Raw genomic sequence first — 25908 nt, forward strand, 5'->3', positions numbered from 1 at the left:
TAGATAACCAGCACATAACCTTAAGTTAACCTTGCATGTTTTTATTTGCAGGCAAATAAACTATTGATAAATGAGAGTATTATTTTTTGCGATTGCCGGACTTTTCACGACCCTAATGTATGCACAGGCGACAGGATCCGTTCGCGGAAAAATTCTGGACAGCGAAATGTTCAACGAGCCTTTGCTTATGGCATCGGTCTCATTGAAAAATACCGATTGGTCTGATCAGACAAATTTCAATGGAAATTTCGAGATTACAGATGTGGCCCCTGGCGAATACATAATGGAAATCAACTTTTTAGGGTATGAATCCTTGGAAGTTCCCATTAAAATAAAAGAAGACGAGCAACTGGAAATTCTGGAGTCGCTAAAAGCCAAGACATTGACCATTCCTGTAATGGCCGAAACTTCCGAAAAAATGACATCGGACCAGTCTATCGAACCCAATTATTGATACCGAAGGACTTCAAAATACTATTTGGTCAATTTTCCGACTATTACGGATTTATTTCCTATTTTCATCTTCAATAACAAAAAGACGGGCATTTACGGTTTGATTCCCACCTGCTTCATAACCTTATATTAACCTCATTGACGATTTATAATATCATTTTTGCATTTATTTAATTTTTAGATGGGAGAAAACATATACCTCTTCATGATCATTGCTTTGGCCGTTTTGGCAATAACAGATCTGGTGGTTGGAGTAAGTAATGATGCGGTCAACTTTTTGAATTCGGCCATCGGGAGTAAGGCCATTTCCTTCAGGACAATCATGATCGTAGCCAGTGTAGGGATAGCTTTTGGCGCCATTTCCTCGAGCGGTATGATGGAAGTCGCCAGAAAAGGCATTTTTAATCCCGGCGAGTTCGTATTTGCGGAAATAATGATCGTTTTCATGGCTGTAATGATTACGGACATCCTGCTTTTGGATTTCTTCAATACCTTGGGCATGCCCACGTCCACTACGGTTTCCATTGTATTTGAATTGTTGGGTGCCGCCGTTGCCATCTCCTTGGTAAAAATATATGCCGATGAAGGAAGTTTTTCAGATTTGGCGAATTACATAAATACAGATAAGGCCACGGAAATCATCTTGGGCATACTGCTATCCGTTGTTGTGGCTTTTACCATTGGCGCTATCGTTCAGTTTTTCAGCCGTATCCTTATTTCCTTTAAATTCCATGAAAAACCCAAATGGTACGGGGCTATATTTGGTGGTTTGGCTATTACGGGAATCATTTATTTTATTCTGGTCAAAGGTCTTAGTGGAACTTCCATCCTTCCTGAGGCTATAAACCAGTTCATCGCTACCCAAGCGTCTTTATTTATTGCAATCAATATTGCGTTTTGGACCTTGGTTTCCTATGTGGTTTCCGCCTTTTTGAAATGGAACATTTACACAATCATTATCATTTTGGGCACCTTTGCATTGGCAATGGCTTTTGCCGGTAATGATTTGGTCAATTTTATTGGGGTGCCCTTGGCGGCATTGGAATCGTTCACTAGCTGGAAAAGCTCCGGAATCCTTCCTACCGAGTTCAACATGAAAGGACTCTCTGCGGCCGTACAGACCCCAACCTACCTCCTGCTTTTGTCAGGGGTTGTCATGATTATTACCCTTTGGTTTTCATCCAAAGCCAAAAGTGTGGTAAAAACCAGTGTTGACCTATCCAGACAGGATGAAGGAGACGAACGATTTGAACCCAATTTCCTTTCCAGGAATATCGTAAAATACACGATTGTCGCTTCCGAAAATCTAAGTGGAATTATACCGAAAAGTATCCAGGAAAGAATCGACAAGCAATTCCAAAAACCGTACGTATACATTCCAAAGAGCAAGGTAAAGGACCAACCTGCTTTTGATTTGGTACGGGCTTCGGTCAACTTAATGGTGGCCAGTGTATTGATTTCCTTGGCAACCTCCATGAAATTGCCCTTGTCCACCACCTATGTGACTTTCATGGTGGCTATGGGGTCTTCCTTGGCCGACAGGGCTTGGGGACCGGAGAGCGCCGTCTACAGGGTCGCAGGTGTGCTCAATGTTATTGGCGGATGGTTCTTTACCGCGTTTAGCGCCTTCACGGCCGCGGCCATAATTGCTTACATAATACACCTTGGTGGCCTTATTGCCATTGGTGCCCTATTGATTTTGGCTTTCCTGCTCATAGGTAAAAACTACCTCTCCCATTCCAAAAAAATAAAGGAAACCAAATTGGAGGAAAAACTACAGCGTGCAGAAAGCAATACGATTATTGGATTGATAGAGGAAAGTTCCTCAAACATTGCCCTTTCGATGAAAAGGGGCAATAAAATCTATACCCAAAGTATCGACGGACTGGCAAAACACGACATAGACACCCTTAAAAAAGGAAAAAAAGGCATCAATAAACTGGACAAGGAGGTTGAGGACCTACGAAATAACATTTTCTATTTTATCAAGAATTTGGACGAATCCAGTGTAGGAACAAGTAACTTTTACATCACCGCTCTGAGTTATTTACAGGATATGACACAATCCTTGGAGTATATTTCCAAAGCGGGATACAAGCATGTCCATAACAACCATAAAAGACTTCGGTTTAACCAAATAAAGGACCTAAAGGAAACCGAGTCGTATGTGGAAGACCTATTCAAAAGCATTCAGGATATTTTTGAGAACAAAAGGTTTGAAAAATTGACACCGCTTCTCATGAATAAACAGGAGCTGCTCAACAAACTCGATGCTAAAATTGCCAAGCAGGTAGAACGCACCCGATCGGACGAATCCAGCCCTAAAAACACCGCCCTCTACTTTAGCCTTTTGCTGGAGACCAAGGATTTATTGACCGCCATTATGAACTTAATAGAGACCTATGAAAAGTATTCAAATTCTAAAGTGGTTTCTTCCAGTACTTTTCTTTAACATTCTTCAAAGCAGTGCCCAAGAAGAACTGACCGGACCCAAATTGTTGGAAAAGGCCATTGCCTACCACGATCCCAATGGAAATTGGAAAAGTTTTAAGGGAAAAATGGCCATTCTCATGTCAACCCCAGATGCGGAAACGCGTAGGACACAGTTGGAATTGAACCTACCCGGCCAATATTTTAAATCGTCCGTACGAAAAGGAAATTATACGGTTGATTATATCATAGACAAGGGCGAATGTGAACTATTGCTGAACAACAGTCCCGTTATTGCCGACACGTACCGGGATAGTCTTCAGATTACGTGTGAGCGGGCTCTTAAAATGAAGGATTACTACACCTATCTCTATGGCCTGCCCATGAAATTAAAAGATCCTGGGACCCTTATAGACCCCAAAGTGGGCAAAAAATCATTTAAGGGAAAAGAGTATCTGGTTTTAAAAGTAAAATACGACGAAGAAGTAGGGAGCGATACTTGGTACTTTTATTTTGACCCAACCAATTACAAGATGGAAGTCTATCAATTCTTCCACGATGAATCCAAAAACGACGGTGAGTACATCCTATTATCGGAAGAAATTACCGTCAACGACATAAAAATACCCAAAATAAGGGCATGGTACTATAATACGAATGATAAATATTTAGGAACGGACGACCTTGTAAAAGCATACGCTTTGGATTAACCGCTGCTATCTATAAAAATTCATCTCATCCATATACTTCCAAACGGCAGCCGGTAACATAGGTTTGATGTTCTTTCCTTTCTTGTGTTCCCTGCGAATGAAGGTTGAAGAAATTTCCATAATTGGAGCATTTACCCTATGTATTTTGGGATGCTCCTTAAATTTGGATCCCATCTCTCCCTTCGAAATCCTTGGATAGACATATAAATCATATCCCTCCAAAATGGCATCATAGTTCTTCCACTTGTGGAAACTCTTTAGGTTATCCTCCCCCATTATCAGGCAAAATTGATGTCCCTCAGGATATTTTTCGGATAAATGGACCAAGGTATTGACCGTATAATTGGGTTGGGGAAGTCCAAACTCTATCTTGGAAGGTTTTAACTTTGGATAGTCTTCCGTAGCCTCCAACACCATTTGGTATCTATGGTGGTTATCCAGAAGCGATTTCTTCACTTTAAAAGGACTTTGAGGGGTTACCACAAACCAAACCTCATCCAGATCGGAAAACTCCACCATATGGTTCGCAATGACCAAATGACCGATGTGTATCGGGTTGAAAGTACCAAAATACAGTCCTATCCTTTTCATCGGCTTACCGAGCTAATACTATTAAGAAGAAAAAAAGCTGTGAAAACGCACTACTCCTTATTCTTAACCCCTACAAAATCAGCGACCAGTTCCTCCGCTTCCTTTAGGGCCACTTTTAAATCGTAGTTTTTGATGATCTTATCGAATTGAGGTGCGGTGGCCAATTCTACCGATGCTTTGGCGATGCGCATATTGATTTTATCATCGCTCTCCGTACTTCTTTTTTTCAAGCGTATCTTAAGCTCGTCCACACTGGGCGGCTTTACGAAAACGGCCAAGGTGCGGTCCGGAAATTTCTTTTTGATACGGAGCCCCCCAACAACGTCTATATCAAAAATAACGTTCTTGCCCTGGGCCCATAATCGTTCCACCTCGCTTTTTAAGGTGCCATAAAAATTGTCGCGATAGACTTCCTCCCACTCCAAAAAATCATCGTTCTTGATATGGTTCTTGAACTCCGATACCGTCATGAAATAGTAGTGCTCCTTATTTTTTTCCTTTCCCCTTCTGGGCCTGGACGTAGCCGATACGGAAAATGCCAAATTCAGTTCTGGGATTCCCAAAAGATGACGTACGATGGTCGTTTTTCCACTTCCGGACGGCGCCGAAAAAATAATGAGCTTTCCTCCTTCCATTATAAAACGTTTAGCATCTGTTCCTTGATTTTTTCCAATTCGTCCTTCATTTGGACCACTAACTGTTGCATGGGGGCGTAATTGGCCTTGGAACCAATGGTATTGATCTCACGCCCTATCTCTTGGGAGATAAAACCCAGCTTTTTACCATTGCTGTCACTGGACATCAAGGTTTTTTCAAAATAATCCAAATGGTTGGCCAAGCGTACCTTTTCCTCGGTTATATCGTACTTCTCCAAGTAATAGATGAGTTCCTGTTCAAAACGATTCGCATCTACCTCCACCTTGATATCCTGTACGGCCTTTTCCAATCGCTCCCGCACATTGGCCTGCCTTTCAGGGTCCATGGCCACGACTTTTTCCAACAACTCCTGTAATGCCGCTATTCGTTCCAAAAAGTCCTTTTCAAGGACACTCCCTTCCTCAGACCTGAAGGTATTGATTTCAGCCAAGGCCCCATCCAAGGCTCCTAAAATTGCCTGGTATTCCTCATCATCAATATCGTCCCTATCCGTTCGCATGGCATCGGGCAACTTTAGGGCCATTTCCAACAACTGAATATCTTGCCCGTCAGCAATGGACTTCAGTTGCTTCATGTACTGCCTAACAACGTTCTCGTTGACCTGGCCTGAAGCCTCATCGCCCGTGATCTCCACATAGAGGTTAAAATCGACTTTACCACGTTGCAGGGAGTTCGCGATCAGCTTTCTAAGCTCCAACTCCTTTTCCCTATAGGCAGACGGCATCCGAGCATTTAAATCGATACTCTTGCTGTTCAAGGATTTAATTTCTACCGTAATTTTCTTAGTTGGAAGCTGTACAACATGCTTCCCGAATCCAGTCATGGATTGAATCATAAATCGAATTTAGTTGGGGCAAAGATACCTTTTTTGAACGGGTATTGAGATGCCCTTCACGAGCGTTGCAAAGCCGAGCTCAAATACTTAAAGTTCCCTGACCCAAATATTGCGATAACTTACGCGGCTATCGTCCCCATGATCCTGTAAAATTATAGGACCTTTACCGTGGGCAGGGTTCTTGGGCCACCCAATATAAGGTGTAGTTCCTTTGATCTCAATATGGTCCTGAACCAGAACACCATTATGGATAACCGTCATGGTACCAGACTTAATTTTACCACCTTCTTCATTGAACTCCGGGGCATGGTAAATGATATCATAGGTATTCCATTCCCCTGTAGGCACGGAAGCCATGGCCAAAGGCACATGCTGTTTGTAGATGGACGCTACCTGTCCGTTTACATAGGTTGGATTATCGTTATTATCCAATACCTGAACCTCGTACAGACCGTTTAGGAAAATACCACTATTACCCCTGTTTTGCCCTTCCCGTTGAACAGGTAGCGGCGATTTCCATTCAATATGGAGTTGAATGTCCCCAAAATTTTGTTTGGTTTGGATGTCACCTGTTTTATCGTTAACGGTCATACTACCATCGTCATTCAAATGCCATTTTGCTGCAGTGCTGTCCTTAGCGGAAATCCAATTGTCAAAACCGCTGCCATCAAACAAAATTATGGCATCACTGGGCGCACCATTTTGGGAAGAGGGGTTTACCACTGGAACCTTAGGTTCGTAGAACTCCGTTTCCTCAGGAGTGGTAGGCTCGGTACCACTGTATTCCTCATGTACGATAACTTCATCTTTTATTTCCGTTGCGGATTCCTTGGCAACTTCCTGTACCTTTTCCTGGCAGGCGGTGAATACTAGCGAAAATAACAATCCGACACTATAGATTCTCTTCATAATTATTGTTCTTGGTGTTAAAGCTCCTTTATTTTGATGTTTTTATAGGCCACTCCATCACCATGATCTTGTAGCGCTATTTTACCGGTAGGGTATTTTGCGAAATGTTCCCAATCCGCAAATTTGGAATTGGCCACCATTTCGCCCCATTCCGGGTCGTTCACTGGAAATTCCACCACGGTTTCCCCGTTCAATTCAACCCTTCCCTCATTGGTTTTATGGTTTATGGTAATGACCATGGTATTCCACTCGCCGACGGGCTTTGTCATATCTTTCATAGGCGATACCATATCGTACAATGCCCCGGATTGATGGCTGGTTCCGTTCTTACCATCGGGGTGTCCTTCATTGTCCAATACCTGGATCTCTGGGCCTGTAAGATAGGGTTGCCCCAGACTATCGATTTCCTTCACGCCCCACATTACGCCGCTATTCCCATTTTGGGCGATTTTCCAATCCATGGACAGGACAAAATCAGTATAACTACCGTCTGAAACTAAGTTGAACTGATTTCCATTTTCCCTGGTTTCCGGCGGATAAAAGACCATAGCGCCGTCCTCAATCTTCCAGTTATCGGATACATCCTCCTTTAGGTATTCATGCCAACCGTTGAAGGATTCCCCATCGAATAACGTTGTCCATTCATCGGCCTTTGAAGACATTGTAGTTTCCTCCACCATTTCCTTGGTTTCCTCGGCCTCCTTTTTTGCCTCCTTGCAACCTAGTACAAGCATTACAAGAAAAGCTATTTTAAATATATTTTTCATAAGTTCAGTTTTTATGATTAAAGTCCTAAAATGTTTTTTAACATTTGTTCATCGGTTTCGGCACCGGCAAAATCGTCAAATGTTTTTTGTGTTGCCTCAATGATGTGGTCCTTAATGAAAACGGCACCTTCCCGCGCTCCCTGTTCCGGACTTTTAATGCAGCATTCCCATTCCATTACGGCCCATACATCACAGCCATACTGTGTCAACTTGGAAAATATGGTCTTGAAGTCGATTTGGCCATCGCCTAATGAACGGTATCTTCCCGCGCGGTTGCCCCAATCGTTATAACCGCCAAAGGCTCCTTTCTTTCCCGTTGGGTTAAACTCGGAATCCTTTACATGAAAGGATTTTATGAATTCATGGTAAAAATCGATGTACTGAATATAATCCAATTGCTGGAGCACGAAGTGACTCGGATCGTAAAGAATATTTACGCGTTTGTGATTATTCGTCGCTTCCAAAAAGCGTTCAAAGGTGTCGCCATCATGAAGGTCTTCACCTGGGTGTATCTCATAACAGACATCCACACCTTCCTTGTCAAAGTGGTTCAATATGGGCATCCACCTTTTGGCCAACTCTTCAAAGCCCATCTCTACAAGTCCTGCCGGCCTTTGTGGCCATGGGTGCATGGTATGCCATAGCAGCGAGCCTGAAAACGTGGCATGGGACGTTAGGCCCAGCCTTCTACTGGCGGTAGCGGCTTTTTTTACCGTTTCAATGGCCCATTCCGTTCTGGCCTTGGGATTGTTATGTAGATTTTTTGGCGCAAAGGAGTCGAACATCAAATCATATGCGGGGTGCACTGCCACTAACTGTCCTTGTAGGTGCGTGGAAAGTTCCGTGATTTCCAAACCATAGGAATTTATCTTGCCCCTGAGCTCGTCACAATAGTCCTGGCTCTCTGCCGCCTTGTCCAAATCAATGAGAAAACTTTCCCACGTGGGTATTTGAATGCCTTTGTAACCTAAATCCGCAGCCCATTTACATAATCCATCCAAGGAATTGAACGGTGCTTTGCTATCTACAAATTGTGCTAAAAATACTCCTGGTCCTTTAATTGTTTTCATCTCTTATCTTTAATTGTTTTTAAGCGGTTAGATGTAATTATTCAATACCTTGATTACTGTTTTTTCTATATTTTTAATAAATTCTCACTTTACCCATCTCGATGAAATTTATCGTAGATAATGGCCAATTTCCCTACTTAACCTAAGATTTCGTTGTTAACCTGTTGTTTATCTTGTTACTAGACGTAAATGAATTAATCTTATATTTAGAGAATCAATTCACTATTTCCATTTTTGCCAATAGTCAAGTCATAAATATAGCAAATACCGATAAAATAAGATAAAAATATCAGAATGAATCAAAACGAAACATACGATGCTATTGTGGTTGGCACAGGAATTAGCGGCGGCTGGGCAGCAAAGGAACTTACCGAAAATGGCCTAAAGACCTTGGTCCTGGAAAGGGGACGCATGGTGGAACACATTAAGGACTATTCGACCATGAACGACGACCCTTGGGATTTTCCTTATAAAGGGGAGCTTTCCGCGGACGATCAAAAAAAGTACCACGTGCAAAGTAGGGTTAATTGGGCGCCAAAGGATGATAACAAGCATTTTTTTGTAAACGATTTGGAACATCCCTATGTAGAGACCAAACGGTTCGATTGGATACGGGGCTATCAGGTAGGTGGAAGATCTCTTACATGGGGTAGACAGAGCTATCGCTGGAGTGATATCGATTTTGAAGCCAATAAAAAGGAGAATATTGGCGTGGATTGGCCGGTGCGATACAACGACATTGCGCCTTGGTATGATAAAGTGGAAAAATATATTGGGGTAAGTGGTCAAAATTTAGGCCTCAAGCAATTGCCGGACGGCATCTACCAACCTGCCATGAAACTGAATTGTGTAGAGGAGGCCTTTCAAAAAGCAACGGCAGAAAAATTTGAGGATGGACGACTAGTTACCATAGGTAGGGCGGCTCATATTACGGATCCGGAGGCCAAATTTGAAGGACGTAATACCTGTCAAAACAGAGACCGCTGTTCTAGGGGATGCCCCTTTGGCGGATATTTTAGCAGTAACTCCTCCACATTACCTGCTGCGGAAAGGACAGGAAATATGACATTGAGACCTAACTCAATTGTATATGAGGTCATATATGACGATACAACAAAGTTGGCCACCGGCGTGAAGGTTATAGATTCCGAAACCCATGAAAAACTGGAGTTTAAGGCAAAGGTCATCTTTTTATGTGCCTCGGCCATGGCCTCCGTAGGAATATTGCTTCAATCGAAATCCGAACGTTTTCCCAACGGATTGGGCAATGATTCCGATGCTTTGGGAAGAGGCATCATGGACCACCATTATAAATTAGGGGCGACCGCAAAAGTGGATGGTTATTTGGATAGGTATTATAAAGGAAGACAGCCTTCTGGATTTTATATTCCAAGGTTTGTAAACTTGGACGAAAGTACCGGGAGAAATGAATATCTAAGGGGTTTTGGTTATCAAGGTAGGGCCAGCAGGGGAGATTGGACGGAAGCCATCGCTGAACTCAACTATGGAAAAGAGCTCAAGGACCAAGTCCTAAAACCAGGTAAATGGACTATAGGGGCTACCGGCTTTGGGGAATTCCTACCCTATGAAGATAATAGGGTAACTCTAAGCCCCACTGAAAAGGATAAATGGGGCCTGCCACAATTGGCCTTTGACGTTGAGTTCAAGGAAAACGAATACAATATGAGGGAGGATATTAAAAAGCAAATTGTGGCGATGTTCAAGGCCGCCGGTTTTAAGGATGTACAAGCCTATGACGAAGAGACTGGTCCCGGTTTGGGCATACATGAAATGGGTGGTGCCCGAATGGGACATAGTCCAAAAAATTCCATTGTAAACAAGCATAACCAGGTGCACCTTGTTCCAAATGTATATGTAACGGACGGTGCCTTTATGTCGTCCTCCAGCTGTGTAAATCCCAGCTTAACCTATATGGCTTTTACGGCCCGTGCCGCAAACCATGCGGCGAAGGAATTTAAGTCGGGCACTTTTTCATAAGCGGAACAGTAATCGGGAAAGGAATAAAATGTATCGATTTAATTGCACTTTTAAATTTTATGCCAGTTCTTTAGCATTTGTATGCTAACCAACCATTAGCTTTAGATTATGGAAAATGCCTCAGCTAGGAACATGTGGGGAGATTACTTGGACAAGCACTTGGAAGATGCCTTCCACGAAGCCCCACAGGTAATTCATTTTTGCGATAACCAACAAGATGCCGATTTATGTGCGGACCTTGTTAAAAAAGGAATAAAAAAGGCCACGACGGACTCCCTTTTGGGACTTCAGTACAGAAACGAACCCTTGCCAAAAATTGGGGATTTTAAAGTAGTGACCAATTGGAAGGGCGAGGCCCAATGTATCATAAAGTTAACTTCCGTCAAGTTAAAACCCTATTTCAGTATCGATGCCGCCTATGCCCAGTTGGAGGGAGAAGGTGACAAAAGTCTGGACTATTGGAAAAAAGTTCATTGGGATTATTACACACGGGAACTGGAACCTTTTGGGCGTGTCCCAAGGGAAAGCATGATCTTGATATGTCAGGAATTCGAAAGAATATTTTAAAGCAAAAAGGACCGGTGAGTAGCCGGTCCTTTTTTAAATGGGTTTATTAATTAATCCTCTAAATTCACCCAAGTACTTCCATTTTTGTTGGATTCCACAGTAGACAGGATGAAATCCATACCACGTACCCCATCGATGATCGTTGGGAATTCACCATCGTTATATTTTTCACCACGGATGGCCCTAGCAGCACCCAGATAGATATTTGCCATGGAATCAAAAATTCCTTCCGGGTGTCCTGGAGGTAATTTAGTGCCATCCAAGGACAGCTCGGTATTATAGGCGTGACCTGGTTTGTAAACCTGTACAGGTTCCGTATCGCTCATCTTGTACAAGAAATTAGGATTTTCCTGTTCCCATACAAATGCGCCTTTTTCACCATATATGCGAATGGCCAAGCCATTTTCCTCGCCGGTAGCCACCTGGCTTCCTCGAATCACCCCTTTTACATGGTCCCCCATTCTAATCAAGACGGTACCATCCACATCCATTTGGTTATCATCGTATAAATAGTTAAAATCGCACAAAACGGATTTTACCTTAAGCCCTGTAGTGTACTCCACCATATTAAAGGCATGTACCCCAATATCGCCCATGCAAGAGCTGATACCCGCTTTTTTAGGGTCCAAACGCCAAACAGAATTTCGTTTCTCCTTATCATGGATAATTGCATTGATCCATCCCTGATAGTACCTTGCATCGACCTTATGAATTCTTCCTAAGGCCCCTGCCTTGATCATTTCCCTCATTTGGCGTACCATGGGATATCCGGTATAGGTATGTGTTAACGCAAATACTGTTCCCGATTTTTGTTGGGCCTCCAGGAGTATCTTTGCCTCTTCCAAAGTAGTGGTCATTGGCTTTTCACAGATTACGTGAAAACCATTGTCCAATAATTTTTTTGCCATTGGAAAGTGCAGGAAGTTTGGGGTCAATACGGAGCAAACCTGGATACGCTCATCTTCAGGCAGTTTCATTTCCTCTTCTACCAAAGTGTCAAAATCCTTGTAAACTCTGTCCAAGGGAATGTCTATTTCCTTGGCGAACGCCACGTTGTCTTCATAATTCGGGTTAAAAACCGCTCCTGTAATCTGATAATTGTCATTGATGTGGGAAGCTACCCTATGCAATACCCCAATAAGAGAATCTCCTCCTCCTCCTAAAATTCCTAATCTAATTTTCTTTGGCATGTTGTAATCGTATTTTAAGTTTTAAGATTTTCAATTTATGTAAAAAATCTAAGATTGATAGTCGATTTTTTCCGATTTGAACAAAAGAGCGAACAAAATAGACACAACCAGGGCAAAACCGGCCGGGTATAGCCAAATGCTATCCCAAATATGCATCCCATCACTCAACAAGTATTTATTGGATATTACCCCTGCAATCCAAAATCCTATCAGCATTCCAACCCCATAGGTGGCCAAGGTAATCAATCCTTGGGCGGAGCTTTTATATTTGGGTCCCGCTTTGCCATCCGTATATATTTGTCCAGAAACAAAGAAAAAATCATAACAGATTCCATGTAAGGCAATCCCAATAAGCAACATGAACTCACGTTCGCCAACATCACCAAAGGCAAAAAGTAAATAGCGAACAAACCAAGCCAACATCGCCACTATAATCGTATTCTTAAATCCGAAGCGGGTAAAGAAAACAGGTAATAACAACAGAAATAGGATTTCCGAAAGTTGTCCCAAGGTCATTTTACCGGTGGGACTCTCCATTCCCACCTCGACCAAAAAGGGATTTGCATTTTGGTAATAGAATGCCAATGGAATACAAATTAGAATAGAGGATATGAAAAAGATCAAAAAATTCCTATCCTTAAAAAGGCCCAAAGCATCCAGACCCAAAATTTCCCTGAGTGATGGTTTATCACCGTTACTCTTCGCCTTTGGGGGTGTTTTGGGCAAAGTAAAACTAAAAACCCCGAGAAAAATCGAGGCTATGGAAGTCATTAAAAAGGTATTTTTTAGCATACCCTGCATAATACCGCCCGTGGAATCCCATTTAAAAAAGTAACTGATAAGTACACCTGCCATAATCCAGCCCATGGTACCAAAAACCCTTATCAATGAGAACTCCTTGGCCGGATTCGACATTTGGTTAAAGGAAACGGAATTTACAAGGGCCAGCGTAGGCATATACAAAATCATATAGCCCAATACATAGGGGTAAAAAACCTCAAAAGAGGTAGTTTTATACATTAAGAACAGAAGGCCGGCACCTATTAAATGCAGAAGGCCCAATATTTTTTCGGCATTAAAAAATCTATCGGCGATCAAACCAATGACAAAAGGAGCTATGATCGCGCCCCATGACTGTGTAGAGAACGCCAATGCAATTTCGCTATCGGTCGCATTAACATTATTTCCAAGAAAAGTACCCAAGGTTACGAACCAGCCTCCCCAAATGAAGAATTCAAGGAACATCATTAGACAAAGCTGCATTCTTACTCCCAAGTTCATAGCAACCTATCTTTTATAGAACACATAGTCCAAGACCAAAGGCTCCAAGCCATTGTTCCTGAAATCAACTGCAATCTGTCCCCTATGATTGGTAGAATGGTTGATGATATGGAACAGGATATCCTTTATGGTATTGGTAAACAATCTACCTTCTGAATTTTCGTAGTCGATGCGTTTCTCAAAACTATCGGTATTGGTAACGATCTCAAAGGAATTTCTTTGATTTTCGTAATGGATATCCCCCCAATCCTTGCAATTATGAATATCCCAGGAATTAAACTCAGGCTTACTCCCTAGGATTCTAGCATTCCATCCGTGATGGGCGTTCAAAATATGACTAAAAAGCTTTTGAGTGTTTTCAGGAACCCGCTGCATCGCAATGCATTGTTCGATTATCCTTTTATTACAATAATAGTTGTAATCAAAAAGCTCATTAAAAAATGCCTTCATTTTTGAGAAACATAGAATTAAACAACTTTTTGAGCTGCCTTTATAAGTAAGTCCCTGGTAGCGATAATGCCTTCCTCCTCACTGAGTACGTTCCCCTCATATTCTACCCCAACAAAACCGGTATAGCCATTATCCTTTACCATTTGTAGCATTTTAACATAATCTATGTTTTCCTCATTGCCATCGGCATCAAAAACATTTGATTTTGCGCTTACCGCCTTGGCGTACGGCATCAGTTCCTTTACACCCTTGTATTTATCGTAGGACACTTCACACTCCCAACTATCCGGTTTTCTGGTTATACAGAAGTTCCCAAAATCTGGCAAGGTACCCACGTTCTCCATGTTCACTTTTTCCATGACTTGTGCGTGAAGCTCTCCATTGGAAGAAAGTCCCCCATGATTTTCCACCAATATATTTATATTCTTGTCCTTTGCGTATGTGGCCAATTTGGTCAATCCGTCTACGGAATTCTCTATCCATTCCTCTGGGACATTACTTCCATTGAGATTAACGCGAATGGCGTGGCATCCCATAGCGGCGGCGGCATCCACCCATTTTTTATGTTTCTCCACCGTTTCATTACGTTCGGCCTCGTCATTCACGGCTAAATTGCCTTGACCATCTATCATAATAAGCACGTTTTTCATTCCGTGCTTCTGGGCTTCTGCATTACTCTTTTCAACGAAGGCGGCCATGGCCTCTTCTGAGTAATCCGCATGGGAAAGTTCAGGATTGTACAATTGACTTACATATTCCAAGCCTTTGAAGCCCCAGTTTTTGGCCTTTTCGGCAAAGGTATAGGGGTCTACCCCATTTTCCCTAATCATTCTATGAATGGACCACTGTGCCAAGGAAAGCTCAAAAAATGGTGCTGCCGGTGTTGTCTCCTCAACTTCCCCAGTCTTACCTTCTTCTTTCTTTGTCTCTTTGCAAGCATAGGCCCCAAAGAAAGTGACTCCTACCCCAGCTGCCGTGGTCTTGCTGATAAAATTTCTTCTTTTCATGAATCCGTGGATGTTTTTTGGTTATGTATTTGATTTTAATTTAGTTCCCAAGGGTCAAGGTTGTATTCTTCCTATATCCTACAACGATGTAGTAAGAGATTCTCAATAAGATTAAGTTTTAAATGTATAGAATTAATTTAATATTTAATAAATTTAGGGAATAAACAATTTCTATGAGTAAATTTTATTATAACGAAGAACAGGAATCGTACGATGCGATTGTTGTTGGTACTGGTATTAGCGGCGGTTGGGCCGCAAAGGAGCTTTGTGAAAATGGATTGAAAACCTTGGTTCTTGAGAGGGGTAGGATGGTGAAACATATTGAGGACTATGAGACCGCGAACATGGATCCCTGGGATTTTCCAAATGGAGGCGTAGCTACCAAAGAGATTATTGCACAGCAACCAAAGCAGCACAGGACTGGCTACACTACCAGCCAGGCAAGCCACATGTGGTTTGTAAACGACCTTGAGCACCCCTACAATGAGACCAAACGATTTGATTGGATGCGCGGTTATCACCTTGGGGGACGTTCCCTTCAATGGGGTAGACAGAGTTATCGCTGGAGCGATATCGACTTTACTGCCAATCAACGGGAAGGCATTGCGATAGACTGGCCCGTTCGTTATAAGGATATAGCACCTTGGTACTCCAAAGTGGAGAATTTTATTGGTGTGAGTGGGGAAGCCCTTAATCTTCCACAATTACCGGACAGTGATTTCCTTCCTATGATGGAACTGAACTGTGTGGAACAGCATGTTAGGGAAAAGGTAGCCGAAAATTTTGATGGACGTGTCATTACTTCGGGAAGGGTCGCACACATTACAGGCACTAAAAATTTCGACGGTAGGTCAAAATGCCAATTTAGGAATAGATGTATACGGGGTTGTCCTTTTGGTGCCTATTTCAGTAGCTTATCATCTACCCTACCAGCCGCCGAAGCCACAGGAAATATGACTTTAAGACCTGATTCCATCGTTCATGAGATTATGTACGACCCGGATACCAAAAGAGCTACGGGTGTAAAAGTAATTGATAGGGTAACCAAAGAGGCCCATGAATTTAAGGCGAAGGTTATTTTCCTTTGTGCCTCGGCCATAGCCTCTACCTCTATTTTAATGCAATCCAAATCGGATAGATTCCCCAATGGTATGGGCAATGACTCAGACCAGCTGGGTAGAAATATCATGGATCACCATCTTGGTGTGGGTGCATCGGGAAAATTCGATGGTTTTGATGACAAATACTATAAAGGCAGAAAACCCAATGGTGTATATATTCCAAGATTCAGAAACTTGGGAGGTGATTCCGATCGTACCGACTACAAGCGCGGTTTTGGATACCAAGGTGGTGCCAGCCGTGGAAACTGGGAAGAAGTGATCGCGGAAATGTCACACGGTAAAAGCTTAAAAGAAGCCATTACCAAACCAGGCGGATGGACTTTTGGCATTGGTGGTTTTGGTGAAATCTTACCCTATGAGGAAAACAGGTTCACCTTGGACTACGATAAAAAAGACCAATGGGGACTCCCAACGGTAACTTTCGATGCCGAGTTTAAGGAAAATGAATACAACATGCGTAAGGACATGCAGGAATCTGCCGTAGAAATGTTGGAGAAAGCAGGTCTTAGGGATGTTGTAGGACATGACAATAAGGAATCCCATGCCATAGGGCTCGGTATTCATGAAATGGGTACCGCAAGAATGGGTAGAGACCCAAAAACATCGGTACTTAATGGAAACAATGCCATACATGCCGTACCCAATGTCTATGTAACGGATGGGTCCTTTATGACCTCCGCAAGTTGTGTCAACCCTTCCTTGACCTATATGGCATTTACGGCAAGGGCCGCCAATCATGCCGCCGAAGAACTTAAAAAAGGAAATATATAATGGATAGAAGAAAAGCACTCAAAAATATGGGCCTTGCCATGGGTTATACCGTGGCAACACCCACGCTGTTAAGTATCATGCAAAGTTGTAAGGGGGAACCGGTGGCCACCTGGACACCTGAATTTTTTACCCCTGCCGAAGGAGGGACACTAACCAAATTGGTAGATATCATCCTTCCAAAGACGGATACCCCATCAGCTTCAGAACTTCAAGTGGATGTTTTCATCGACAAGTTTGCTATGGACGTCATGGAAAAAGACCAACAGGATTTCCTTAGAATGGCTATGGGTAAATTTACCGACAAAGCCCTACAGGATTCAGGTAAATCAACAGTGGAAGACCTCACGGCCGAAGACTTAGAACCGGTGTTGGCGAGTTCATTGAAATACAGCAAGGAAGACGAGGCCAAAATGTTCGAGTCCATTACCTCCTATACGGAGGCCGTGGCTGAAGGAAAAGAGGCTACCATAGATGATGAAACCTCAAGATTCGCATTTGCCAATAACTTGCGCGGTCTCGCAATTTGGGGCTATAAAACTTCCGAATATGTTGGTGAGGAAGTAATGGCCTACCTTCCCGTACCCGGGGAGTATATTTCTTGCGGGGATGTCCAAGAATTGACAGAAGGAAAAGCCTGGTCCCTATAAGATGAAACCCTCATCGAGGGTTTTGTTATGATAAGTGAAATACCTCTGCAAGAGTAAATATCTGATAATCAGTCTTTTGAATTAATTTTGAACGTCTGGAATAAGCCAAAAAAATCTTTATAACTAGATTATCATTGGCGAAATCAAAGGTTCATGAACCCATATAAAGACAATAGGAAATGATGTGGATAATTGCATCCAACCTTTTTAAATCAATCAGTACCAACAAATGAAAAGAAGGGATTTTGTTAAAAATACGGCCCTTTCCAGTGGAGTTATTACACTGGGAGGGGTAGTTACGTATGCATCCGAAAAGAATAAGAAGACTTCTGCCACTACTTTCAACCTTAAATATGCCCCTCATTTTGGTATGTTCAAACAACATGCCGGCGAAAACCTCATCGATCAATTAAACTTTATGGCAGATCAAGGGTTTACGGCTTTTGAGGATAATGGTCTAATGAGTCGGGATGTAGCCATGCAAACGAGCATTGGAGAAACCCTCGCCAAAAGGGGAATGACCATGGGTGTATTTGTAGTGGATAAAGGCGGTAATATGGCAAATACCTTGGCAGCGGGTAAACAGCAGCATTTGGATATTTTCTTGGATGGTTGCAAACGTGCCGTTGAGGTCGCCAAAAGGGTAAATGCCAAATGGATGACCGTGGTTCCTGGTGCATTTGAAAGAAAACTGCCCATTGGGGTGCAGGATGCGAACGTTATTGAGGCTTTGAAGCGTGCCGCGGAGATTTTTGAACCCCATGGTCTTGTAATGGTATTGGAGCCACTGTCAGATTCCCCAGACCTATATTTACAGAACTCGGATCAAACCTATATGATATGTAAAGCCGTAGATAGCCCCTCTTGCAAAATTCTCTTCGATATTTATCATATGCAAAAAACAGAAGGGAACTTAATTCATAATATGGACCTTACCTGGGACGAAATAGCCTACATACAAATTGGGGATAATCCAGGTAGAAATGAGCCTACAACAGGTGAAATCAACTATAAAAATGTCTTTAAATTCATATATGAAAAAGGTTTTGACGGGGTATTGGGAATGGAGCACGGAAATTCAATGTCTGGCAAGGAAGGGGAGACAGCGGTAATCGAAGCCTACAAAAGTGTTGATCGATTTCTATGATTTTGTACGCTAGTGGCTACCTTTTTGACTTCCTGCTTGACCTTTAAAAATCAAGTAAAAATTTCTTTTTTTCGATGAGCAACCATAATAAAATGTAAGATTTATATTACATTTTCGTTATAGTTGGTATGCATTCCTATTTGTATTTACTTGTCGTTTACTGCGCCTTATTATGTATTTCCAAAATAAGTTGTTCCTATCTTAAAAAAAGGTACAAGCTTTGATTCCAATACTTATGTTTTGGCCTTACTTTTTTACAAAAAGGAAAACCGGGGAATTCATTCCCCGGTCATCTTTAATACAGAATAAAATCTAAAAATACGACCCTCAATGCTTCATAATATGAAAATGCCCACCAAGTGCTAATCTAGGTAGTTCCCCCGAAACCTAATATTAGACCTGTAATGCAACACTTCTGCGTTGCCATTACGATTGGCGCTCAAAACATTGACCGGAATAGAATATTCCTAGGGTCGTATATTGCTAATAATTTCGAAACGTATCCGAAATCCTAATTTTTTTCCCATAATCGTTGACCAAGGTTACATCCATATAACCCTGAATCCGATTATCTTCCAAACTTAAAATCCGTACTATACCGCTATTCGCAAAAAATGGCTTTTCTCCATAATCATTATGAGTAAAGAATCCAAAAATACCCTCGAAACCATTCAGGAAACCATCCACTTTGCCAACTTGATATTCACCGTTATACAATTTAGTGTCGCTATTGGGGATTCTCATAACAAGTTCCATCCTACCGTTATCCCTAGTATCCGTAAATACAAGATTCAAACTATTCATAATAGTTCCTGTCTCAGATTTTTCGCTTTGAAAACCAAAATTAAGTTGGGTTGAAATCAAATCGTGATTAATAACTTCACCTGAGCCATGATCATTATTATCCCCAGCATTAGAAATCAGAACAAAGGGCATTATTCCCAAAGAAACATATTTCACTATTTTAATGATAATACGATACATCCTTTTCCCAATATCTAATTACGGGCATTAACTATCGTTTTAGCTGCATTTTGTCCTATGGCCAATTTTTCGTTCAAAACCTCTTCTGAATTTTTGTGTTCCAGTATAGATGCTACAATTACGACCACCAATAATATCCCGAACATAAGCAAGCATCTTTTCATAATCAGTTAATTTACAAGTTGCACAATTATCCACTACGAATTTATGACAAGAATAGCCTTGCCGTGGGCAACATGTATAAACTGCATTCTTTTTTGTATAAACGGAAGGCAGGATTTTAGGGGTTCCAAAAAAAATTACTCTTTGTATTTATTTTCTTACAGTTTAACTTGATTTTTACCCCGTAAACGACTGATTTTACAATTTTTACCAGTTATACTGAAAAATTATCCATTGATACAAATTACCAATGAGTGTATACTCTAAGTACTAATTTTGATTAACTTCCCCGTACCGTAAAGTGTAAATATGTTAGAAGCTGTAATCGTCGACGATGAAATAAAGGCGCTCCAAAGTCTTACCTGGGAACTAACGAACTTTAGTGAGGAAATTCATGTAATGGCATCATTTACAAATCCTTTTGAGGCACTGGATTATTTGGAAAGAAATACACCAGACTGTCTTTTCCTAGATATTGAAATGCCAACAATGGATGGTTTTCAATTCATCCAAAAGCTAACTAATAAGAACTTTCCGGTCGTCATCACTACCGCTTACAACCAATATGCCATTAAGGCACTTAAGAACGAGGCCATTGACTATTTATTAAAGCCTATTGATTCCGATGATTTGGAGGAAACCATTACCAAGATAAAAAAGTTCAACTCAAAGAATTTAACGGCCGAGAAGTTGGAAAGCATCCTTATCAATTTTAATGCGAGGTCCACGAACAAAAGAATTACCTTGAACACGGACGGCAAGTTACTCTTTTTGGAAAGCGATGAAATTTTGTATGCCGAATCCGACGGAAATTACAGTACAATATTCTTAACCGACGGACAGAAAATCGTACTTACCAAAAAATTAAAGGAAGTAAACCAACTGTTGCCCGAAGAATGCTTTTTCAGAATTCATAATTCCTATATCATCAACCTAAATAAGATTAAGGAATTTCTTAAGACGGACGGATATGTGGTCTTAAAATCCAATCATAAGATACCTGTTTCCAGACAAAAGAAATCGGATTTTCTTGATTTGTTATAAGTTTACATGATTTTAAACCTTTTTAAAAATCATTGCGATTCAGCATACTTGAAACCTTCTTTATTTATAAGAAGGTTTATCCTTTTTTATGGTATTGTACTATCGTTACATGTTGTTATATCACAGGATGCTTCGGATTCTCTAAAGCAAAAGGTAACCCAATTGATAGCAGCAACACCAAGGACCTATGCGGAAATAGACAGCCTTTTACGGGAGTTCCGGAAAGATACCTTATCTATGAGATTCGTTATTGAAGCGTCCAAGAAAAACAACTATCCAGAAGCAGAACTATATGCCATAAATCAAATAGGAAGGGTGTATAGGGATATCTCAAACTATCCAAAAGCACTTGCCCTTTTTCAAGAAGCTCTTAAACTCTCGATTCAAGCAGAAAACATAGAGTTTAGAATCTACAGTCTTAATATGATTAGTGTGGCTTACAGGCGCACGGAGGCCATCAAATCCGCACTTGATTACAGCCAAGAAGCATTGGAACTTGCAGAAACTATTAAACCGGAGGATAGGTCCATAGGACTTAAAAGAAGTATCAATGTTTCCTTAAACTCCATTGGTAACATTTATCAACTTTTGGAACAATACGAACTGGCAATTCAAAAGTTCAAGGAATCCATGCAATTGGAGAAAGAGCTAGGAAACAAACTTGGGTTGGCCATAAATCATCAAAATGTTGGGGAGTGCTATGAAGCACAGGGAAAGTTGGAACCCGCCTTGGAAAACTTTCAAAAATCGCTTTCCTACAATGAAGAAATAAACTCAGAAAAAGGGAAAATCATATGCAACTATAGCATTGCCCATGTATATGTACATATGGATAGAATGGACGAGGCTCTTGCCCTGCTCCAGTCTTCCTTAAAGAGGGCAAATGCCTTGGGAGACCAGGAAATAATAGCCACGATTCTAAATAATTTGGGTTGGGCCAATCTGAACACAGGCGATTACAACCAGGCCGAATCCTATTTGCTCGAAGGGCTAAAAATTGCCAAGGCGTACAATTTTCCATCGGAAATAGCGGAGGCCAATAAATTTTTATCCGAATTATGGATGAAAAAGGACGACTTCAAAAAGGCCATGAATTATTATAAGGAGTCCAAAAAATACGAGGAACAGGTTACCAATAACTTGAACGTTAGGTATGTGAACGACATGATAGTACGATATGAGGCGGAAAAGCAAAATGACCAGCTAAAATCCTTGGAAGAAGAAGTAAAAAACCAGGCCATTACCTTACGGAAAAATAGGACCATGTTGCTCATCACCTTTATTGGTTTGGCGCTTGCTGCCGGAATTCTTTATATCCTGTATAGACAATACCAATTGAGTAGTGAAAAGAAACTACTCACTCTGGAACAGACGATGTTACGTAGTCAAATGAATCCGCATTTTCTATTCAACTCGTTGAATTCCATTAAGTTGTATATCATAAACAACGAAAAGAAAAATGCCGTCCATTACTTGAACAAATTCTCCAAATTGGTACGGAAAATTTTGGAAGCCTCCTCCCAGCGGGAAATATCCTTGGCCGAAGAGCTGGAGACCGTGGAACTCTATATGAACATTGAAAATATCCGTTTCTCGAACGAGATAATTTTTAAAGTTAACATTGCGGATGATATTGACGTACACAATGTAAAAATTCCATCCTTAATCCTTCAGCCATTTCTGGAAAACGCCTTGTGGCACGGATTATCCTCTAAGGAAGGTGAAAAAAACATTCAGTTGGACGTAATGAAGGGCAGGGAAGGATTTATTAGGATTGCCATTACCGATGATGGGGTAGGTCGCGATGCCGCCGAAAAAATCAAGGAACGTAAAGTGCTAAAAAGAAAATCGGTAGGTATTGATATAACCAAAGAGCGATTGGCCAACTTTTCCAAGGACTACCAAAACTCTTTCCAAGTGGAAATTATCGACATCTATGATACCGAGAACAATCCTTCGGGTACCAAGATATTACTGCACATCCCAACTATTTGAGGTGTTCCGTAGCTACTTCTTCCAACTCATCGTACCATTGCTTCCCAAACTTGCGGATCAATGCTTCTTTTACGAACTTGTAAATGGGAACTTTCAATTCGGCGCCCAGCGTACAGGCAGGATCACAGATCTGCCATTTATGGTAGTTCACCGCAGTTAGGGCCGTGTATTCCCGGATCCGCACCGGATACAAATGACATGAAATGGGCTTCTTCCATTTGATCTTACCTTGGTTGTAGGCCTCTTCAATACCGCATTTTGCTATATTTCTTTCATCAAAGGTGACGTAGGCGCATTCACTTCCGTTTATTAGCGGTGTCTCCCATTCCCCGTCATCGCCTTTTATGAAAGCTCCTTCACTTTCAATAACCGCAATTCCTTCCAGTCTCAAAAAAGGCTTCACCTTATCATAGATGTCCACTAGAATCTCCGTTTCCTTATCTTCCAATGGTGCACCGGCATCACCGTCCACACAACAAGCACCCTTGCAAGCATTTAGGTTGCAAACGAAGTCGTTTTCAATGATTTCTTCGGAGACGATTGTTTTGCCTAATTGGAACATGTGAAAATTTTGGGCGGAAAGATACGGCATTTACATCGTCCTTTAAACATTATCAATTTTATAACATCCAAAGACCTATTAATAAGCGTAGATTTGCAAAAAATTTTGAGAAATGACCTTTCATTTTGACTTTAGGGAAATCGCCACGGCCAGTATGGTATTGTTTGCCGTTATCGACATATTGGGAAGTATTCCTATCATTATTGGACTCCGCAAAAAAGTGGGACACATCCAATCTGAAAAGGCATCGATAGTGGCCGCCTGTATTATGGTTGCCTTTCTTTTTCTTGGTGAGGAAATCCTCAATCTAATTGGAATAGATGTAAATTCCTTTGCCGTAGCTGGTGCCTTTATTATTTTCTTTTTGGCGATCGAAATGATTTTGGGCATCTCCATTTATAAGGACGATCAACCTGAAAGTGCCTCCATTGTGCCTATTGCCTTTCCCTTAATTGCAGGTGCAGGTACCCTGACCTCACTACTTTCCCTAAGGGCGGAATACTACGTTGAGAATATCATCGTATCGATTATTGTCAATGTCATTTTTGTCTATTTGGTCCTCAAATCCTCTGTCAAACTCGAAAGAGTCTTGGGCAAGGGAGGTCTCAATGTTATTCGAAAGGTATTTGGAGTTATTCTAATGGCCATTGCCGTTAAGCTCTTTGCCGCCAATATAAACGAGCTTTTCAATCAATAGAAATTAGTGTATTTTTAATGTCTTAAGTGATTAAAATGAACAAGACTTTATCGATAATACTGGTGATATGTGCAGTTGCGTTGATTGCATACAACGTAACCTTGATTGATTTTGAGAATCCTTTTGAAGGCAATAGTGTCGTGGCCATTATTGGCGTTATGGCATCCTTGTGTGCCATTGTCCTGATACTCATCTTCTATACAAGCAAAAAAATCCAGAAGAAACTTAACGAGGATTAATTTTGGGATTCTATAGCTTCGGCCTCCCCTTGTTGTATGGTAGGGTTGTCCAGTTCCAACACCTTTAACAACATGGGATCTTCCACGCTTTTTATTTTGGCATGCATATTGGCATCGAACAGTTGCTCCGCCAGGGAGGCCTTTAGATAAAGCTTTATGTTATCCTCAAAATCATAAAAATTCATTTTGAGGTTTCGCTCCAAAGAATAATCCACAAACTTTTCAAAAAGGATATCGTCCACCCTAAAATATCTGAAAAATTCTTCAGCCGTATAGTCCGCATATAGTTCCCGGTTTTCATCAAGATGTTCGAATACAAAAAAGGATAAAAACCCTAAACTATCCATACTTTCTACGGCTTCTTCCTCATTGGTGCCAATGGGAACAAATTCATCGGGTATTATACCTCCTCCTCCATAAACCACCTTTCCTTTGGGTGTGGTAAATTTTAGGGAGTCGGCCACCTTGATACTGTCCACGGAAACCATCTCCCCGCTATGGTATCTTTCTGTAAATCGTTCGTAATAGTCCTTACTTCCGTTGGCATAGCTTTTCTGGATGCTCCTACCTGTGGGCGTATAATATCGGGATACGGTCAAGCGAACCGCGGAACCATCCCCCAAGGCCATTTCCCGCTGTACCAAGCCCTTCCCAAAGGATCTTCTCCCTACAATGGTGCCTATGTCATTATCCTGTAACGCCCCTGCAACAATTTCACTGGCCGAAGCGGAACGTTCGTTGATTAGGACGTAGACCGGTTTATCCTCAAAACTGCCCCTGCGGGTTGCATAGGTCTTGTCTATTTTTCCCTTTTTGTTCTTAGTGAACAATATTAGTTTGTTGTCCTCCAAAAATTCATCCGCCATCTGTTCGGCAATGTTCAGGTATCCTCCAGGATTGTCCCTCAAATCCAGGACCAATTTATGGGCCCCTTCTTTTTGTAACTGTTTCAAGGCCGATTTAAATTCGTCGTATGTAGATTCCGCAAAACGGATCACTTTGATATACCCAATATCGTCCGTAAGCATATAAAAGGATTCCACACTTTTGATCGGTACTACACCCCTGGTTACCGTAACATCGAACATTCTATCCTCTGACTTTCGATATACTTTCAATTTGACGGGCGTACCGTCCTTGCCCTTTAGTTTTTGAACGATAAGATCACTGGGCATGTTCTTTCCATAGAGCGTGTCGTTGTCCGCCATAAGGATACGGTCTCCAGGCTTTATTCCCTTGGCAAAACTGGGGCCGTCCTTTACTGCGCGTATTACCGATATGGTGTCCCTGTAAGGATAAAAATTGATGCCAATACCTACAAAATCCCCTTTCATATTCTCTGAAACACGGGTCATCTCCTTTTCAGGGATATACACGGAATGGGGGTCCAACTTCTCCAAGATGCTGTTTACGGTTACGTCAACAATGCTGTCCGTATTGACATCGTCCACATATTCGTAGTCGATATAATCGATCAGCCTATTTAACTTGTCCTTTTTGGAATTGGTTGTGAATAATTTCTCGGGCGTATCGTTGAAGTTAAGTTTACCACCTACAAAAATACCAATGGCCAAGGCCAAGGCGATTATGGTGGGCAATAGATATGTATACTTATTCTTCATTA

General features: G+C 41.6%; 26 protein-coding genes. 12 read left to right on the forward strand and 14 right to left on the reverse strand.

Annotation, left to right across the window (positions count from 1 at the left end; translation table 11 throughout):
- Positions 1-70: 70 nt before the first annotated feature.
- The 3 genes from FEK29_RS00530 to FEK29_RS00540 all read left to right on the forward strand — a co-directional run bounded on the left by FEK29_RS00530 (position 71) and on the right by FEK29_RS00540 (position 3593).
- Entirely contained in the window at positions 71-454 is a 384-nt protein-coding gene (locus tag FEK29_RS00530; RefSeq protein WP_138256453.1) for a carboxypeptidase-like regulatory domain-containing protein, read from the forward strand.
- Positions 455-634: 180 nt separating this feature from the next.
- Positions 635-2905, forward strand: a complete 2271-nt coding sequence (locus FEK29_RS00535; protein WP_138256454.1) for an inorganic phosphate transporter — start codon at positions 635-637, stop codon at positions 2903-2905.
- Positions 2856-3593, forward strand: a complete 738-nt coding sequence (locus FEK29_RS00540) for a DUF6503 family protein (protein WP_240042624.1) — start codon at positions 2856-2858, stop codon at positions 3591-3593. The genes FEK29_RS00535 and FEK29_RS00540 overlap by 50 nt, the downstream gene beginning before the upstream one ends.
- Before the next feature lie 6 nt (positions 3594-3599).
- On the opposite strand, the gene nadD is transcribed toward FEK29_RS00540, so the two are convergent.
- From nadD to FEK29_RS00570, 6 genes are all read right to left on the reverse strand, one after another.
- Positions 3600-4184 (reverse strand): nicotinate (nicotinamide) nucleotide adenylyltransferase, encoded by a 585-nt coding sequence (gene nadD, locus FEK29_RS00545; RefSeq protein ID WP_138256455.1) that lies wholly within the window; start codon positions 4182-4184, stop codon positions 3600-3602.
- A gap of 50 nt (positions 4185-4234) precedes the next feature.
- Complete coding sequence (gmk, locus tag FEK29_RS00550) at positions 4235-4819, reverse strand: guanylate kinase (protein WP_138256456.1); 585 nt, start codon at positions 4817-4819, stop codon at positions 4235-4237.
- On the reverse strand, positions 4819-5676 hold the full coding sequence (locus FEK29_RS00555; protein ID WP_138256457.1) for a YicC/YloC family endoribonuclease: 858 nt from the start codon (positions 5674-5676) through the stop codon (positions 4819-4821). Before FEK29_RS00555 ends, gmk begins: the two co-directional genes overlap by 1 nt.
- A gap of 87 nt (positions 5677-5763) precedes the next feature.
- A complete protein-coding gene (locus tag FEK29_RS00560; protein ID WP_138256458.1) occupies positions 5764-6585 on the reverse strand; it encodes a 3-keto-disaccharide hydrolase in 822 nt (273 codons plus the stop codon).
- Between the two features lie 17 nt (positions 6586-6602).
- Complete coding sequence (locus FEK29_RS00565; protein ID WP_138256459.1) at positions 6603-7352, reverse strand: 3-keto-disaccharide hydrolase; 750 nt, start codon at positions 7350-7352, stop codon at positions 6603-6605.
- A gap of 17 nt (positions 7353-7369) precedes the next feature.
- Positions 7370-8422, reverse strand: coding sequence for a sugar phosphate isomerase/epimerase family protein (locus FEK29_RS00570; RefSeq protein ID WP_138256460.1), 1053 nt, complete (start codon positions 8420-8422; stop codon positions 7370-7372).
- A gap of 294 nt (positions 8423-8716) precedes the next feature.
- Between FEK29_RS00570 and FEK29_RS00575 the strand changes: the two genes are divergently transcribed.
- Positions 8717-10420 (forward strand): GMC oxidoreductase, encoded by a 1704-nt coding sequence (locus FEK29_RS00575; protein WP_138256461.1) that lies wholly within the window; start codon positions 8717-8719, stop codon positions 10418-10420.
- Positions 10421-10528: 108 nt separating this feature from the next.
- Entirely contained in the window at positions 10529-10987 is a 459-nt protein-coding gene (locus FEK29_RS00580) for an ASCH domain-containing protein (RefSeq protein WP_138256462.1), read from the forward strand.
- Between the two features lie 50 nt (positions 10988-11037).
- On the opposite strand, the gene FEK29_RS00585 is transcribed toward FEK29_RS00580, so the two are convergent.
- The 4 genes from FEK29_RS00585 to FEK29_RS00600 are packed head-to-tail and all read right to left on the reverse strand — an operon-like array spanning position 11038 to position 14915.
- Positions 11038-12177 (reverse strand): Gfo/Idh/MocA family protein, encoded by a 1140-nt coding sequence (locus tag FEK29_RS00585; RefSeq protein WP_138256463.1) that lies wholly within the window; start codon positions 12175-12177, stop codon positions 11038-11040.
- A 48-nt stretch (positions 12178-12225) separates the two neighbouring features.
- Entirely contained in the window at positions 12226-13458 is a 1233-nt protein-coding gene (locus tag FEK29_RS00590; protein WP_138256464.1) for a nucleoside permease, read from the reverse strand.
- 6 nt (positions 13459-13464) lie between these two features.
- Positions 13465-13908 (reverse strand): DinB family protein, encoded by a 444-nt coding sequence (locus FEK29_RS00595; protein ID WP_138256465.1) that lies wholly within the window; start codon positions 13906-13908, stop codon positions 13465-13467.
- A 17-nt stretch (positions 13909-13925) separates the two neighbouring features.
- Positions 13926-14915 (reverse strand): sugar phosphate isomerase/epimerase family protein, encoded by a 990-nt coding sequence (locus FEK29_RS00600; RefSeq protein ID WP_138256466.1) that lies wholly within the window; start codon positions 14913-14915, stop codon positions 13926-13928.
- 173 nt (positions 14916-15088) lie between these two features.
- Between FEK29_RS00600 and FEK29_RS00605 the strand changes: the two genes are divergently transcribed.
- The 3 genes from FEK29_RS00605 (at position 15089) to FEK29_RS00615 (ending at position 18601) form a co-directional block, all read left to right on the forward strand.
- Positions 15089-16807 (forward strand): GMC oxidoreductase, encoded by a 1719-nt coding sequence (locus FEK29_RS00605; RefSeq protein ID WP_138256467.1) that lies wholly within the window; start codon positions 15089-15091, stop codon positions 16805-16807.
- A complete protein-coding gene (locus FEK29_RS00610) occupies positions 16807-17454 on the forward strand; it encodes a gluconate 2-dehydrogenase subunit 3 family protein (protein ID WP_138256468.1) in 648 nt (215 codons plus the stop codon). The genes FEK29_RS00605 and FEK29_RS00610 overlap by 1 nt, the downstream gene beginning before the upstream one ends.
- A 229-nt stretch (positions 17455-17683) precedes the next feature.
- On the forward strand, positions 17684-18601 hold the full coding sequence (locus tag FEK29_RS00615) for a hydroxypyruvate isomerase family protein (RefSeq protein WP_138256469.1): 918 nt from the start codon (positions 17684-17686) through the stop codon (positions 18599-18601).
- A 483-nt stretch (positions 18602-19084) separates the two neighbouring features.
- Here the strand turns inward: FEK29_RS00615 and FEK29_RS00620 are convergent, their stop codons facing one another.
- Together FEK29_RS00620 and FEK29_RS17855 are read right to left on the reverse strand one after the other, a co-directional pair.
- Positions 19085-19561, reverse strand: coding sequence for a hypothetical protein (locus FEK29_RS00620; RefSeq protein ID WP_138256470.1), 477 nt, complete (start codon positions 19559-19561; stop codon positions 19085-19087).
- 38 nt (positions 19562-19599) lie between these two features.
- A complete protein-coding gene (locus tag FEK29_RS17855; RefSeq protein ID WP_161595294.1) occupies positions 19600-19749 on the reverse strand; it encodes a hypothetical protein in 150 nt (49 codons plus the stop codon).
- A gap of 307 nt (positions 19750-20056) precedes the next feature.
- On the opposite strand from FEK29_RS17855, the gene FEK29_RS00625 reads away from it, so the two are divergent.
- Positions 20057-20791, forward strand: coding sequence for a LytR/AlgR family response regulator transcription factor (locus FEK29_RS00625; RefSeq protein WP_138256471.1), 735 nt, complete (start codon positions 20057-20059; stop codon positions 20789-20791).
- 162 nt (positions 20792-20953) lie between these two features.
- Positions 20954-22786 (forward strand): tetratricopeptide repeat protein, encoded by a 1833-nt coding sequence (locus tag FEK29_RS00630; protein ID WP_240042625.1) that lies wholly within the window; start codon positions 20954-20956, stop codon positions 22784-22786.
- Here FEK29_RS00630 and FEK29_RS00635 read toward each other — a convergent pair.
- Positions 22779-23348 carry a DUF3109 family protein gene (locus tag FEK29_RS00635; protein WP_138257308.1) on the reverse strand — a complete coding sequence of 190 codons (570 nt, stop codon included), beginning with the start codon at positions 23346-23348 and terminating at the stop codon, positions 22779-22781. The genes FEK29_RS00630 and FEK29_RS00635 overlap by 8 nt on opposite strands.
- 112 nt (positions 23349-23460) lie before the next feature.
- Between FEK29_RS00635 and FEK29_RS00640 the strand changes: the two genes are divergently transcribed.
- Entirely contained in the window at positions 23461-24045 is a 585-nt protein-coding gene (locus tag FEK29_RS00640) for a MarC family protein (protein WP_138256473.1), read from the forward strand.
- A 35-nt stretch (positions 24046-24080) separates the two neighbouring features.
- The gene (locus FEK29_RS00645; protein WP_138256474.1) at positions 24081-24284 is read left to right on the forward strand and encodes a hypothetical protein; all 204 of its coding nucleotides are present in this window, start codon (positions 24081-24083) and stop codon (positions 24282-24284) included.
- Here the strand turns inward: FEK29_RS00645 and FEK29_RS00650 are convergent.
- The gene (locus FEK29_RS00650) at positions 24281-25906 is read right to left on the reverse strand and encodes a S41 family peptidase (protein WP_138256475.1); all 1626 of its coding nucleotides are present in this window, start codon (positions 25904-25906) and stop codon (positions 24281-24283) included. The genes FEK29_RS00645 and FEK29_RS00650 overlap by 4 nt on opposite strands.
- Between the last annotated feature and the right edge of the window lie 2 nt (positions 25907-25908).

It is taken from the genome of Maribacter aurantiacus (genome assembly GCF_005780245.1).
In the GTDB taxonomy this organism is placed as follows: domain Bacteria; phylum Bacteroidota; class Bacteroidia; order Flavobacteriales; family Flavobacteriaceae; genus Maribacter; species Maribacter flavus.